At 62.8% G+C, this 13,566-nt stretch carries 11 protein-coding genes and 1 pseudogene; 9 read left to right on the forward strand and 3 right to left on the reverse strand.

Annotation, left to right across the window (positions count from 1 at the left end):
- The first annotated feature begins 18 nt into the window (after positions 1-18).
- The 5 genes from ubiE to IFT59_RS17160 all read left to right on the forward strand — a co-directional run bounded on the left by ubiE (position 19) and on the right by IFT59_RS17160 (position 6,269).
- Positions 19-795: a bifunctional demethylmenaquinone methyltransferase/2-methoxy-6-polyprenyl-1,4-benzoquinol methylase UbiE gene (ubiE, locus tag IFT59_RS17140; protein WP_062454932.1), complete on the forward strand. Its 777-nt coding sequence runs from the start codon at positions 19-21 to the stop codon at positions 793-795.
- 4 nt (positions 796-799) lie between these two features.
- On the forward strand, positions 800-2,362 hold the full coding sequence (gene ubiB / locus IFT59_RS17145) for a 2-polyprenylphenol 6-hydroxylase (RefSeq protein ID WP_192087617.1): 1,563 nt from the start codon (positions 800-802) through the stop codon (positions 2,360-2,362).
- Between the two features lie 87 nt (positions 2,363-2,449).
- Positions 2,450-4,036 carry an aromatic amino acid lyase gene (locus tag IFT59_RS17150; RefSeq protein ID WP_192087618.1) on the forward strand — a complete coding sequence of 529 codons (1,587 nt, stop codon included), beginning with the start codon at positions 2,450-2,452 and terminating at the stop codon, positions 4,034-4,036.
- 93 nt (positions 4,037-4,129) lie between these two features.
- On the forward strand, positions 4,130-5,497 hold the full coding sequence (locus IFT59_RS17155; protein ID WP_174195503.1) for a hypothetical protein: 1,368 nt from the start codon (positions 4,130-4,132) through the stop codon (positions 5,495-5,497).
- The gene (locus IFT59_RS17160) at positions 5,484-6,269 is read left to right on the forward strand and encodes an ATP-dependent Clp protease proteolytic subunit (RefSeq protein ID WP_192087619.1); all 786 of its coding nucleotides are present in this window, start codon (positions 5,484-5,486) and stop codon (positions 6,267-6,269) included. The genes IFT59_RS17155 and IFT59_RS17160 overlap by 14 nt, the downstream gene beginning before the upstream one ends.
- Here IFT59_RS17160 and IFT59_RS17165 read toward each other — a convergent pair.
- Positions 6,266-7,534, reverse strand: coding sequence for an MFS transporter (locus IFT59_RS17165; protein WP_192087620.1), 1,269 nt, complete (start codon positions 7,532-7,534; stop codon positions 6,266-6,268). The two genes, IFT59_RS17160 and IFT59_RS17165, sit on opposite strands and share 4 nt — an antisense overlap.
- 97 nt (positions 7,535-7,631) lie before the next feature.
- On the opposite strand from IFT59_RS17165, the gene IFT59_RS17170 reads away from it, so the two are divergent.
- A complete protein-coding gene (locus tag IFT59_RS17170) occupies positions 7,632-8,504 on the forward strand; it encodes a LysR family transcriptional regulator (protein ID WP_062578806.1) in 873 nt (290 codons plus the stop codon).
- Between the two features lie 9 nt (positions 8,505-8,513).
- Here IFT59_RS17170 and IFT59_RS17175 read toward each other — a convergent pair.
- A pseudogene (locus IFT59_RS17175) lies at positions 8,514-8,876 on the reverse strand (glyoxalase superfamily protein); the annotation flags it as partial.
- Between the two features lie 146 nt (positions 8,877-9,022).
- On the opposite strand from IFT59_RS17175, the gene coaBC reads away from it, so the two are divergent.
- Positions 9,023-10,228 carry a bifunctional phosphopantothenoylcysteine decarboxylase/phosphopantothenate--cysteine ligase CoaBC gene (gene coaBC / locus IFT59_RS17180; RefSeq protein WP_062454046.1) on the forward strand — a complete coding sequence of 402 codons (1,206 nt, stop codon included), beginning with the start codon at positions 9,023-9,025 and terminating at the stop codon, positions 10,226-10,228.
- A 3-nt stretch (positions 10,229-10,231) separates the two neighbouring features.
- Here the strand turns inward: coaBC and IFT59_RS17185 are convergent, their stop codons facing one another.
- Positions 10,232-11,050, reverse strand: coding sequence for a class II glutamine amidotransferase (locus IFT59_RS17185; protein WP_062578804.1), 819 nt, complete (start codon positions 11,048-11,050; stop codon positions 10,232-10,234).
- A gap of 192 nt (positions 11,051-11,242) precedes the next feature.
- Here IFT59_RS17185 and otsB point away from each other — a divergent pair, with 192 nt between their 5' ends.
- The gene (otsB, locus tag IFT59_RS17190; protein ID WP_062578801.1) at positions 11,243-12,040 is read left to right on the forward strand and encodes a trehalose-phosphatase; all 798 of its coding nucleotides are present in this window, start codon (positions 11,243-11,245) and stop codon (positions 12,038-12,040) included.
- A 35-nt stretch (positions 12,041-12,075) separates the two neighbouring features.
- On the forward strand, positions 12,076-13,455 hold the full coding sequence (otsA, locus tag IFT59_RS17195; protein WP_062454049.1) for an alpha,alpha-trehalose-phosphate synthase (UDP-forming): 1,380 nt from the start codon (positions 12,076-12,078) through the stop codon (positions 13,453-13,455).
- Positions 13,456-13,566: the final 111 nt, after the last annotated feature.

The raw sequence follows: 13,566 nt of genomic DNA on the forward strand, positions 1-13,566 counted from the left end.
GACACCGAGGAGCTGCCCATGACCGAAGCCCGCACCCGCGCCGAAGGCGGAATGGAAACCTCCTACGGCTTCCGCCAAGTGGCCGACGGGGAAAAGCAGGGCCTCGTCAACGACGTCTTCCACAAGGTTGCCAAGCGCTATGATGTGATGAACGACGTCATGTCGGCGGGCATGCACCGGGTGTGGAAGGACGCGATGATTACCGCGCTCAATCCGCGCAAGGATGCGAGCTACCGGACGCTGGATGTGGCGGGCGGCACCGGCGACGTCGCATTCCGCATCGTCGAGGCATCGGGCCTGAAAGCCCATACGACGGTTCTCGATATCAATGGCTCGATGCTGGCCGTGGGTGCCGAGCGGGCGCAAAAGAAGAAGCTGTCCGGCAATCTCGATTTCATCGAGGCGAATGCAGAATCCCTGCCCTTCGAGGACAATTCCTTCGACGCCTATACGGTCGCCTTCGGGATCCGCAACGTGCCGCGCATCGACGTGGCGCTGTCTGAAGCGTTTCGCGTGCTGAAGCGTGGCGGACGGTTGCTGGTTCTGGAATTTTCGGAAGTCGAACTTCCGCTGCTCGACAAGTTTTACGACGAATGGTCGTTCCGGGCGATCCCGCGCTTCGGCAAAATGATCACCGGTGATTCCGAGCCCTACCAGTATCTGGTGGAATCGATCCGCAAATTCCCCAACCAGGAAAATTTCGCAGCGATGATCCGGACTGCCGGTTTTTCGCGCGTGAGCTACACCAATTATACCGGCGGGATAGCCGCGCTGCATTCCGGCTGGAAGCTCTGAGCGCATGAGCACGATCGGCGCTTATTTCCGGCTCGCCCGTGTCGGCTGGGTTCTTGTCCGCGAAGGCGTGGTTTCGGCCCTGCCGACACAGGACCTGCCGCCGGCCGTCGGCATTCTGAAATCCATGCTCGAGCCGCTCACCCGTTTCAGGGCGAAGAAGCAGCCCCGCAGCGAAAGGCTGACCCGCGCCGTGGGAAGGCTTGGTCCTTCCTATGTGAAGATCGGCCAATTTCTCGCCACCCGCCCGGATGTCGTCGGCGTCGACTGGGCCGTCGATCTTGCCATGCTGCAGGACCGGATGGCCTTCTTCCCCACGGATGCTGCCAAAACCGCCGTCGAGACCTCGCTTGGCCGCCCGATCAGTGATCTCTACACATCTTTCGAAGAGCCGATTGCGGCCGCCTCGATCGCGCAGGTGCACCCGGCCGAAGTGAACGGCAAAAAGATGGCCGTGAAAGTGGTGCGCCCCGGTGTGCGCCAGCGTTTCGCAAACGACATCGAAGGCATGTATGTGGTTGCCCGCATGCAGGAACGCCTGATGCCCTCCAGTCGAAGACTTCGCCCGATCGAGGTGACGAAGACGCTGGAACAGACCACCAAGATGGAAATGGACCTGCGCCTCGAGGCTGCAGCCCTTTCCGAGATCGCCGAAAACACGAGGGACGATCCCGGTTTCCGCGTGCCCGAGGTGGACTGGGAACGGACCGGCCGCGACGTCATCACCATGGAGTGGATCGACGGCGCCAAGATGAACGACGTCCCGGCGCTGAGGGCTGCCGGCCACGATCTGGAAAAGCTCGCAGAAGTGCTGATCCAGTCCTTCCTGCGTCACACGCTTCGCGACGGCTTCTTCCATGCCGACATGCATCCCGGCAACCTCTTCGTCGAGCGGGACGGTACGATCGTCGCCGTCGACATGGGGATCACCGGACGGCTGGGCAAAAAGGAACGACGCTTCCTCGCCGAAATCCTCTACGGCTTTATTACCCGCGACTATATGCGTGTCGCCGAGGTGCATTTCGAAGCGGGCTATGTGCCTGCGCATCACGACGTTGCAGCCTTCGCGCAGGCGATCCGGGCGATCGGCGAGCCGATCCACGGTCAGCCCGCCGAAACCATCTCCATGGCCCGGCTGCTGGCGCTGCTGTTCGAAGTGACCGACCTGTTCGAGATGCAGACCCAGCCGCAGTTGATCCTCTTGCAGAAGACCATGGTCGTCGTCGAAGGCGTTTCGCGTATCCTCGACCCGCGTTTCAACATGTGGAAGGCCGCAGAGCCGGTCGTCGGCCAGTGGATCCGCGACAATCTTGGCCCCAAGCGCATCGCATCCGACCTTAAGGACGGGATAAAGGCAGGGCTGAAGCTCGCCGAAGCCTTGCCGGAGATTGCCGCCAAGACGGAAACCCTGCACCGGGAACTCGTTCACATGAGCGAACACGGCCTGCGTTTCGATCCCGAAACGGCAGACGCGATCGGCAAGGCGGAAGCCCGGCACAGCCGCTCCGGCCGCTGGGCACTGTGGATCATCGCGATCTCGCTCGTCGTCATCGCCTTCGCCGTCGTCTGAAAAGGCGCGTTGCGACATCAGATGTCCAGGTTCTGGGATATACCTTGGACGACAGGATGAATTAGTGTGCGGGCAAAAAGGAATGCCATGTCCGCCGCACCCAAAAACCCAGACCGCATCACAATCGAACTCACCGGCCAGCCGATCGGCTTTGCCGAGCTGATCAAGATCGGCCGTGGCGAAGTAACCGTGACAGCCAGTGCCGAAGGGCTTGCCCGTGTCGCTGCGGCGCGGTTGGTGCTGGAAAGCACGATTGCCGAGGGCACGCCCGTCTATGGCGCGACGACCGGCGTTGGTGCGATGAAGGACGTCGCGTGGTCGACGGAAGAGCTGGACGCTTTCAATATCGGGCTCGTCCGGGCCCATCACTTCGGCACCGGCGAACCGTTTCCGATCTGCGTCGTGCGCAATGCGATGGCGTTGCGCGTCAACACGGCGCTGACGGGCTATGTGGGTTGCTCGACCGAACTGGTTCAGGCCTATCTCGATCTGCTGCAGGCCGACGTCATTCCGGTCGTGCGGCGCACCGGCTCGATCGGCTGCGCCGATATCGGTCTGATGGGGCAGATCGGTGCTGTCCTGACCGGCGTCGGCGAGGCAATGTTCGAGGGACGCCGCCTGCCCGCAGCGGAAGCCTTTGCGGCGGCAGGCATCGCGCCGATGAAAATGGCGCCGCGCGACAGCCTTGCCTCGCTCAGCGTCAATTCCGTCAGCTTTGCGGCCGCCGCCGACGCGACGCGCACGGCCGCCTGCGCCATCCGAACGCTGCTTGCCACAGGCATGGCCGCTTCCGGTGCGATGGGCGGATCCCGCGACCCGTGGATTGCCGTCACCCATGTGGGCACGCCACGCGAGGCGATGATCGGCAAATGGCTGTGCAACGCGTCCGAAGGCTGGGACTGGCCGAAGGCAACGCAAATCCAGGACCCGTTGAGCCTGCGTATGATCGCGCAGGTGTTCGGCACGGTGTTTGAAAGCGTGCTGACCGCCGGCCACAAGATCCTCGCGGCAACGGGCCGCTCCGACGACAACCCCGTGATCGTCGACGGCCGGGTTCTGACATCAGGCGGTTCACTGCCGCTCGACGTTACGGTGCTCCTGGAATCGGCGTCGCTGACGATGGCGCATGCGGCGCGCAACGCCTTCAACCGCTGCGTTCTTCTTGGAAACGGCCAGCGCCGCGATCTGCCGGTCAATCTGGTTCCGCATGGTGTGATTGCGACGGGCTTCGGGCCGATCATCAAGCTGGCCGGCGAGATCTTTTCGCGCGTGCTGTCGATGACCAACCCGGTTTCGGCGCAGTCGCTGGTGGTGGCCGGCGGCATGGAGGACGAGGCAGCGTTTCTGCCGCTGGTGATCGAGCGGTTCGAGCGACAGGTGCAGGCCCTGCAGAGACTGGCGGCGCTTGAAGCGCTGCTGGCAGCGCAGGCGATGGATATCCACGGCGACGAGCCGGGCGGTGCGGTCAAGCTGATCTACGATGCCGTACGCCGCCACGCAGCCTTCTACACGGTCGATCGGCCGCTTTCGGCGGAGGTTGAGGCGATCGAGGCGGAACTCGCGTCCGAGGCCTTCCTGACAGAGCTGATCGCCATCTCGCCGATCCATGCGATCGACGGTTTCTTTGCGCTTGGTGGCTTCGGCATGCAGGGCGTACAACCCACGCAAGCGTGAGCGTAATGCGCCTTTATTCCGCCGGGTTCTTCAGACTTTCTTGAAGGAATATAGTCCTTTCGCGTGCCCCAGGTGGCCATTTGGAGTTTGCCCATGGCGCTTGGCGCTTCCCGACGGCTGCAGGACGGCGTCGTTGCCGTCGAAACGATGACGCGATTTGCGCTGGCAGTGCTGGCGCTGGCATCGGGCGTCTATACCTATCTCGGTGCCCGCACCATTCTCGACGGGTCGCCGACGGCGGTGTTCTTTGCCGCGATCATCTATTCCGTGTCGGTGTCGGTCGGCATCTATGCCTTCTGGTCCTACATGGCGCGGTTCTATCCGCATATCACATCGCGGACCGGGCGCACGGCAATGCTGGCAGTGATGGCCGCAGGTGCCGTGATGATCATGGCGATGTCGAGCTGGCTGAACGCTGCGGCACTTGCCGGTTCGTCCGCCGTCGAACAGCACCTTTCCGAAACCGTGGAAGCCTATACGGCCGATCTCGACCGCGCGCACCAGAACGCGATCGCCGCGCAGAGCCTGCTGCCGGATATCCAGCGCGCCGGTGAGCGGTTCTCGCAGCTTGCCGGTGTCGAGCGCCAGTCCGGCTCGCTGACCGGCACCACCGGCTCCGGCAGCGTGGTGCAGTTGCTCACCCAGATGTCGGCCCAGATGAAATCGCTGGAAGGCAATATCAACGGGTCGCGCGAACAGGTGGCCGATCTTTTCGAACAGGGCCAGAAGCGGCTTGAGGCGATGCGCGGGCTGGTCTCGGCGCCGGGCGATATCGGACCTCGCGCCGACCAGTTCTCAACCGAAGCCGTGGCGCTGACGGGGGTCGTGTCCTCGCTCTCGCAGACCTCGATCGCGCCGTCGATCCGTCGTGCGGCAGACGATCTGGCGATCGGCTTTATTGCGCCGGTGCCGGATGGCGCCGCGCCCGACCTCGTCAACCGCCAGAACCAAGTAATGGAGACGGTGAAGGCTTCGGTGAGCGCGCAATCCAAGGCGCTGGCCAAGGCTGCCGACGAGATCCTGTCGCGTCCGACTGTCGGAGAACGGCGCTTCGTGCCGCTTTCGCCGGCCGGCGCCGTTCTGGAATATGCCGGCGACTTTATTCCCGCCTGGGCCGGCGCGATCTCCATCGACCTTCTGCCGGGTGTGATGGTGTTCATCCTGGCCGTCGTGCATGGCGCGATCCGGAGACAGGAGGACCCGCTTCCGTTTGCCGAGCGCATTACCGCTGCCGAGCTTTTGCAGGCGCTCGAAGTCCAGCGCGCCGTCAGCGCCAGCGGCATGAGCGTGGAACAGGCGACCGCTGCCATGGAAAAGCCCGTGACATCCGAGGAGGACGCCCGATTGGCCGAGCGGAAGGCGGACGAGGTGAAGGCCGAAGAGGCAAAGGCCGACGAGAATACCAATATCACCAGTCTCGATCCGAAAACGCGCCGGGACCGCAGCCATGAGGATCGGTGAGGCAATCCGCCGGCTCGACGACGGTGTCATCCTGCGCGGCGTGTTTTATTTGATGCTCGGCATTTCCGGCATTTTCCTCGTGACCGACATTCGCGAGATCGCGACTGCAAAGCCCGAGAGCCCGGGTTACGATCCGATGCGCGAGACGGATCCCGTGCTGCCACCAGCGCTGACCGAGGGGCGACCGGCAGCGCCGCCCGTCGAGCCTTCAAGCCCGGCGGACGTGCTGCGCAAGGCGATGACCTTCAACCTGACGACGGGTGGCATTCTGAAGGCTGAAGGAGCGATCGAGCCGGGTGCCGCCGAGCGCTTTGCGACCGAGATCGAAGCCCGCGGCGAATATGTGAAGACGGTGTCGCTCAACTCCCCCGGCGGCTCGGTGGGCGACGCAATCGCCATGTCGAAGCTGATCCGCGAGAAGAAGCTGGCCACGCTTGTGGTGACCAAGGGGCTCTGTGCTTCCTCCTGCCCGATCGTGTTTGCCGGTGGTGTCACGCGGGTGGCCCAAAAGGATGCGGTGATCGGCGTGCACCAGGTGTTCAACGGCGGCCGCAACAGGCCGAGCGCCGACGAGGCGATGTCCGGCGCACAGGCGACGACCGCACGCGTGACGCGACATCTGGAGGAGATGGGGATCGGCTCCGGCCTCTGGCTGCGCGCACTGGAGACCCCGCCGGACCGGCTGTACTATCTGACGCCGAAGGAAATGACGGATTTCAAACTGACGACGTCGCCGGCTCCCGCCGTCAACGCGTCCGCCAAGAAGAGCTAGCTTCGCTGCGTGATACTGCGCGACAGCAGTGCTGCCGCGAGCGCGAGCGCCAGCATCGTGCCGGTAAAGGCCGATACGGCCCACCAGCCATCGGCGCTCCAGAAGTGGCCGCCCACCGAGCCGGCGACGCTCGAGCCCAGATAATATCCCAGAAGATAGAGCGAGGAGGCGTGTCCCTTGGTGCCTTTCGCCATCCGGCCGACCAAAGCACTTGCCACAGAATGGGCGATGAAGAAGCCGGAGGTGAGCAGGACGATGCCGAGAATGATCAGCGGCAGCGGCGTGGCGAGTGTGATGACGACACCAGCAAAAGCCAGGACGATGCCCGTGAGCATGACGGCGAAATGGCCGAAGCGATCCCCAAGAATACCCGCGGCCCAGGACGCGACGATACCGAACAGATAGACCGTGAAGATGAGGCCGAGCTCCGTCTGATCGAGACTGTAGGGTGCGTCCACCAGCCGGAAGCCGATGTAATTGTAGATGGTGACGAATGCACCCATCAGCAGGAAACCGATGGCGAACAGGAGTGCCAGGGCCGGATGGTTCAGGTGACCGAGCCAGGCATCGACATGATAGCGCAGGCTGGATTTGCGCGGCACGAAGTTGCGCGATGGCGGCAGGAGAACGAGAAAGCCGATGGCGGCGACGATGCCGAGCGCGCCCATGCCGACAAGCGCCAGACGCCAGGAGAAATATTCCGCCAGAACCCCGGTGACGACACGCCCAGCCATGCCGCCAAAGGCGTTGCCGGCGATATAGAGACCCATCGCGGCGCCGAGACCTTTCGGATCGACTTCCTCCGACAGATAGGCCATCGCGACCGCCGGAACGCCTCCGAGCAACAGGCCTTCCAGCGCACGAATGATCAGAAGCAGGTTCCAGTTGGGCATGGCGGCGCAGGCGATGGTGCAGATCGAGGCGCCGAGCAGGGACACGAACATCAGGCTGCGGCGGCCGAACCGCTCCGAAACGGCGGCGGCGCAAAAGATGGCGACCGCCAGAAAGCCCGTCGAGAGCGACAGGGACAGCGAGCTTGCAGCCGGACTGACGCCGAAATCACGCGCGAAGATCGGCATCAGCGGCTGGACGCAGTAGAGCAGTGCAAAGGTCGAAAAGCCGGACATGAAGAAGGCCAGACTTGCCCTCCGATAGGCCGGCGTGCCGCGGACGAGATAGAGCTTCTCCCCCTCCCCCTCTTCTGCAAGAGCTTGACCGTTCAATGCCGCGGACAAATCGGCGTTCAGGGATGCGGAGGCGGGCATGGGGTATTCGACCTTTCAGGTCTATCAAAGGTAGCCAGTCGGTTCCCATTAATCCAATATATGGCGCAGGCGTTCTCGATAGGTTTTACAGATACCGATGGAACTGAGGCATATCCGCTATTTCCTCGCTGTCGCCGAGGAGCAGAATTTCACGCGGGCTGCGGCACGGCTTGGTATTGGCCAGCCACCGCTCAGCCAGCAGATCCGCGATCTGGAAACCGAGATCGGGGCAGCGCTTTTTCACCGGGTGCCGCATGGTGCCGAACTGACTGCGGCCGGCGCAGCGTTTCTGCCCGAAGCGCGGGCCTCGCTTGCGGCCGCAGAGGCTGCGAAACTTTCTGCCCGGCGTGCCGCGCGCGGCGAGACAGGAAAGCTGGCGCTGGGATTTACCGCGTCTGCCGCCTTCAACCCGGTCGTGACGGGCGCTATCCGGCGTTTCCGGAGCGAGTGGCCGGGCGTTGCGCTGTCGCTGGCGGAAATGAACAGCAACTGGCTGATCGAGAAACTGGAACGCGGCGAGATCGACGCCGCCTTTATCCGTCCAGGGTTGGAAGACCCGAAGGCGGTGCGGCTGAAACGTCTGGCGGACGAGCCGATGCTGATCGCACTGCCGGCGAACCATGAGCTGGCGACCTTACGGACCGTGCCGATCGCAGCGCTTGCAGGAGAGCCCTTCGTGCTGTTTCCGCGCACGGTGGGTCTCAGCCTGTTCGACGATATCCTCAGCGCCTGCCGCGATGCGGGGTTCGAGCTCAACGTCACGCAGGAAGCGCCGCAGATCCCGTCCGTGGTCAATCTGGTTGCCGCAGGGCTGGGCGTCTCGATCGTCCCGGGCTCCATCACGAAGATCGCCATCGAGGGCGTCGTGTACCGGCCGATCGAGGGGCCGGGACCGGTGGCGCGACTGGGGATCGCCGTCATGAAGGCACAGCGTTCCCCGATCGCGCTCAACCTGTTCGAACTGGTCTAGGCTGACCGGTTAGCCCTTGATCTCGCGTTCGCAGAAGGTGATGCGGTTGCTGAACGGATCCGTCACCGAAACCTCCAGACCCCAGGGCGCCTGGTGCAGCCCCGGCCGCATATGGGCGTAGTCCTTGGCATTGAGTTCCCTGTGGAGCGCTGCAGCACCGGTGATGGGGACAAACACGCGGGCACCCGGCGAGGCATCGCCCGCATGTTCGGACAGATGCATCAGCATGCCGCTGCGCGATATCTGGCAATAGAGCGGTGCGTCGGGAGCGAACCGATGCTCCCAGTCGACGGTGAAGCTTAAGAACCCGCAATAGAACTCCATCGCCTTGCCGACGTCGAAAATGCGGAAGATCGGGATGGCCGGCTGGATCAGGGTCTGGCTTGAGGCAGGTTCGACCGACTTGAAATCATTCATTGCGACCGCCGTTCATCGGAGTTTCACCACTCTTGCTGCAGGACGATTGCATGTTCAAGAACAAAACCCTAGCTTCCGGTCACTTCGAAAGCGGGCGGGCTATGGAACTCAAAGACAAGCGTATCCTTCTCATCATCTCCGGCGGGATCGCGGCTTACAAGAGCCTCGACCTGATCCGGCGGCTGCGCGAACGCGGCGCCTCGGTGCGGCCGGTCATGACCAGGGCTGCCCAGGAGTTCGTGACGCCGCTTGCCGTCGGGGCATTGTCGGGCGGGCATGTCTATACGGAGATTTTTTCGCGCGAGGACGAGCAGGATGTCGGCCATATCCGGCTGGCGCGCGACGCGGACCTCGTGATCGTCGCACCCGCAAGTGCCGACCTGATGGCAAAGATGGCCCACGGAATGGCGGACGACCTGGCAAGCGCCGTGCTTCTGGCGACCGATCTGCCCGTGCTGGTGGCGCCTGCCATGAACCCGAAAATGTGGGCGGCTCCTCCGACGAAACGCAATGCCGAGACACTGAAGGCTGATGGCATCCATGTGATCGGGCCGATGGTTGGCGAGATGGCTGAGAGCAACGAGGCCGGCGCCGGCCGGATGGCAGAACCGTTGCAAATCGCTGCCGCGGCGATTGCGCTGCTTGATGCTTCGCCGAAACCGCTGGCCGGCAAGACCGCCATCGTGACCTCCGGCCCCACCCATGAGCCGATCGATCCGGTGCGCTACATCGCCAACCGCTCATCCGGCCGTCAGGGCCATGCGATTGCTGCGGCGCTGGCGAAACTCGGTGCCGATGTGACACTCGTTTCAGGCCCGGTGACAATCCCCGATCCCGATGGCGTCACGACGCTGCATGTGGAAACGGCGGCCGAGATGCTCGAGGCCGTGACAAGCCGTCTCCCCGCCGATATCGCCGTCATGGTGGCGGCCGTCGCCGACTGGCGGGTCGCTTCCTCCGCCGACCAGAAGATCAAGAAAATGCCGGGCGAAGCACCGGCTCCGCTGATGCTGACCGAAAACCCCGACATCCTCAAGACCGTTGGGCATCACGACAAGCGCCCCAGACTTGTCGTCGGTTTCGCCGCCGAGACGCAGAATGTGGACGAAAACGGGCGATCGAAGCTTCAGCGCAAGGGTGCAGACCTGATTGTTGCAAACGACGTCTCGCCTGAGACCGGCGTCATGGGCGGCATGCGCAATCAGGTGAAGATCATCAGCGAGACCGCGATCGATGCGTGGCCCGATCTCGGCAAGGACGAGGTTGCGATGCGGCTCGCCGAGCTGATAGCGGCCCGGCTCGCATGAGGATCACGCGGCCTTCGACAGCGCCTGCGGCTGGAAGAGCAGTGCCTGCATGCCATCCGGGCAGACCTTGACGGCGCTGCCGTCTGGAATTTCTACCCAGGTATCGGCCTCGTCGTTCAAAGGTTCCGACACCAGGCAGTAACCGGTCTTTGATCCATCCGCATCCGACCCCTTGCCCGTCATCGGTGCGGCGTAGAGGGTCGGTGGCTTGTGATCCGTGGCATAGCGCACCGCATAAAGCTGGCGGCCGTTGGAAAAGCATGCGGTGAAGCGCACGAGTGCCGTGCCGAGCCGTTCCATCGAGATGTCTTCGACGGCGGCGATCGCCTTTTCCATCGCACCCAAGGGATCGGTATCCATGCCGAATTGCAGCGCCAGCAGGAAGAGAAGCTCGGAATCGGTCGATCCGGTCCGGGCCGAGAACAGTTCGTCCGATAACAGGCTTTCGAGCGGCCGGCGGATCGCTTCGAAGCTCGTGACCTGGCCATTGTGCATGAAGGACCAGTGGCCATGCACGAAGGGGTGACAGTTGTCGCGCCGTGTTGCGCCCGTCGTTGCGGCGCGGACATGGGCAAGAAACAGTGGTGAGCGAATCTGCCGTGCGATACTGCGCAGATTGCAGTCGGACCAGGCCGGAAGGATGTCCCTGTAGCGGCCGGGCTCTGGCCTGTCGCCATACCAGGCGATGCCGAAACCATCGCCATTGGTGGCGGTCTTTGCGCGTGTGGCACAGTGGGATTGCTCGATCAGGGAATGGGCGGGCGAAGAGACCAGTTCTTCCAGATAAAGCGGTTCGCCCCGATAAGCTGCCCAACGACACATTTGTCTTTCTGCTCCACTCTGTCTGCTTGCAACGCACACAACCGCCGAAAATCAAGCGTCTCGAAATAGGGTTAATGAAACATGAATTACCGGCCGAGATGACAGTTTTGTGGCCCCTTCCCCATCACGTTTTGCAACGCAATGTTGCCTCAGCCTGTTGTCGCGGCGGCTTCAAAGCCTAAATGAAGCTGCATGGTTGATGATACAAAATCGAGCGCGGACGCGCATGCCGGCACATCTGACGGCACCGACATTCTGCACGAAGTGCTGAACCAGCCCGCCAAATGGGCGGTTTTCTTCGATATCGACGGCACGCTGATCGACATCGCGGATACGCCTGATGGTATCGTCGTGCCTGACGATCTGGCCGAGAATCTGACCCGGCTTTCCGCGAAACTGAGCGGTGCCATGGCGCTGGTGACGGGTCGGGCTCTGCCCTACGCCGATCAGCTGTTCAAGCCGCATATCTTTCCGATTGCCGGCCTGCACGGGGCGGAAAGACGATCGATGTCGGGAGCGATCGAGCGGGTAACGCCAGGTCCTGATTTCGAGGCGCTGAAAGCAAGCCTTGCCGAGGAAGCAGCAGCCTGGCCGGGCGTTCTTGTCGAGGACAAGGGTCTCGCCGTGGCTGCCCACTACCGACAGGCGCCGACATTCCAGGGGCAAGTCGAGGCGGCGATGGAACGCTATCGCGAGCGGGCAGGATCCGACTTCACTCTGCAGCGAGGGAAGATGGTGGTGGAAATCCGCCCTGCCCGCGCCAGCAAGGGCGATGCGCTACGGGCTTTTCTCAGCGAAGAGCCATTTGCCGGCCGGTTGCCGATCGCGATCGGTGACGATGTAACTGATGAAGCGATGTTCAGGGTTGCCAACAAGCTGGGCGGCCACTCGATCCGGATTTCCGATATCGCGGCCGACACCGTCGCGTCGGCAACATTGGGATCGGCGGCCGAACTGCGCGCGCTGATCGCCAAGCTTGCCGCCGCCTGAACTGATTTGAGAATGCATTTTCGAAAGGAAATATCGTGAGCCGTCTAGTGGTCGTATCGAACCGCGTCACCGTTCCGGACAAGACCGGTGCGGCACCTGCCGGCGGCCTTGCCGTGGCCCTGCAGGCAGCCCTTGAGGAACGCGGCGGCATCTGGATGGGTTGGTCTGGCAATTCCAGCGGCAACGAGGAACCCGGCCCGCTTGAGATGCAGGAGCATGGCGCGATCACCTATGCGCTGACCGATCTCACCGACACCGACGTCGAGGAATATTACCACGGCTTTGCCAACCGGGTGCTCTGGCCGATCTGCCACTACCGGATGGACTTGGCCGAATACGGTCGCAAGGAAATGGCCGGCTATTTCCGGGTGAACCGCTTCTTTGCGCAGAAGCTTGCGCCGCTTCTGAAGGAAGACGACATCATCTGGGTGCATGACTACCACCTGATCCCGCTGGCAGCCGAACTTCGCCAGATGGGCTTCAAGAACAAGATCGGCTTCTTCCTGCATATCCCGTGGCCGCCGGCAGATGTTCTGTTCACCATGCCGGTTCACGAGCAGATCATGCGCGGCCTTTCACAGTATGACCTCGTCGGTTTCCAGACGGATTTCGATCTCGACAATTTCGGCGGCGGGCTGGTGCGCGAAGGGATCGGCGAGCGGATCGACGGCGGCAAGAAGTTTTCGACCTTCGGGCGCACCTTCAAGGGCGGCGCTTATTCGATTTCGATCGAGACCGAGATCTTTTCCAAATTCGCGATCAAGGCCGAAAAGAACGCGATGGTGCGCAAGGCCCGCCAGAGCGTCGAGGGCAAGGATCTTATCATCGGCGTCGACCGCCTGGATTATTCAAAGGGCATCACGCAGCGTATCGACGCCTTCGAGCAGTTTGTCGCCACCAACCCGGATCACCACAACAAGGTGACCTATCTGCAGATCACGCCGAAATCGCGCTCCGAAGTGCCGGAGTACGAGCAGATGCAGCGCATGGTCGCCGAACAGGCTGGCCGCGTGAACGGGGCGATCGGCACAGTGGACTGGGTGCCAATCCGCTACATCAACAGATCGGTACCGCGCCCGGTTCTTGCCGGGCTCTACCGGCTGGCGAAGATCGGCCTCGTGACGCCGCTGCGCGACGGGATGAACCTTGTCGCCAAGGAATATGTGGCGGCGCAGGATCCGGAAGATCCGGGCGTGCTGGTGCTGTCCCGCTTTGCCGGAGCGGCCCGCGAGCTGCGCGGCGCGCTTCTGGTCAATCCATACGACATCGAGGGAACGGCGCATGCCATCGCCCGCGGGCTCAGCATGCCGCTCGACGAGCGCAAGCAGCGCTGGCAGATGATGATGGACCACCTGCTGACCTACGACATCAATCGCTGGTGCGACGACTTCCTCAAGGACCTCATCGAGGACTGAGTATCCGCTGGAGCCGCCCCGCAATGACGGGCGGCTTCAACTCCCTTGAGTGAGGCGGATTGACCGGCCGCCGTCGATGCGCTGAATAGATCCCATTGCCTTTTCATCATT

It is taken from the genome of Rhizobium sp. CFBP 8752, from assembly GCF_014842035.1.
In the GTDB taxonomy this organism is placed as follows: Bacteria; Pseudomonadota; Alphaproteobacteria; order Rhizobiales; family Rhizobiaceae; genus Neorhizobium; species Neorhizobium soli.

Excerpts from the sequence above, each read along its gene's own strand:
- ubiE (WP_062454932.1), top strand. The coding sequence starts at position 19 with ATGACCGAAGCCCGCACCCGCGCCGAAGGCGGAATGGAAACCTCCTAC.
- ubiB (WP_192087617.1), top strand. The coding sequence starts at position 800 with ATGAGCACGATCGGCGCTTATTTCCGGCTCGCCCGTGTCGGCTGGGTT.
- IFT59_RS17150 (WP_192087618.1), top strand. The coding sequence starts at position 2,450 with ATGTCCGCCGCACCCAAAAACCCAGACCGCATCACAATCGAACTCACC.
- IFT59_RS17155 (WP_174195503.1), top strand. The coding sequence starts at position 4,130 with ATGGCGCTTGGCGCTTCCCGACGGCTGCAGGACGGCGTCGTTGCCGTC.
- IFT59_RS17160 (WP_192087619.1), top strand. The coding sequence starts at position 5,484 with ATGAGGATCGGTGAGGCAATCCGCCGGCTCGACGACGGTGTCATCCTG.
- IFT59_RS17165 (WP_192087620.1), bottom strand. The coding sequence starts at position 7,534 with ATGCCCGCCTCCGCATCCCTGAACGCCGATTTGTCCGCGGCATTGAAC.
- IFT59_RS17170 (WP_062578806.1), top strand. The coding sequence starts at position 7,632 with ATGGAACTGAGGCATATCCGCTATTTCCTCGCTGTCGCCGAGGAGCAG.
- coaBC (WP_062454046.1), top strand. The coding sequence starts at position 9,023 with ATGGAACTCAAAGACAAGCGTATCCTTCTCATCATCTCCGGCGGGATC.
- IFT59_RS17185 (WP_062578804.1), bottom strand. The coding sequence starts at position 11,050 with ATGTGTCGTTGGGCAGCTTATCGGGGCGAACCGCTTTATCTGGAAGAA.
- otsB (WP_062578801.1), top strand. The coding sequence starts at position 11,243 with ATGGTTGATGATACAAAATCGAGCGCGGACGCGCATGCCGGCACATCT.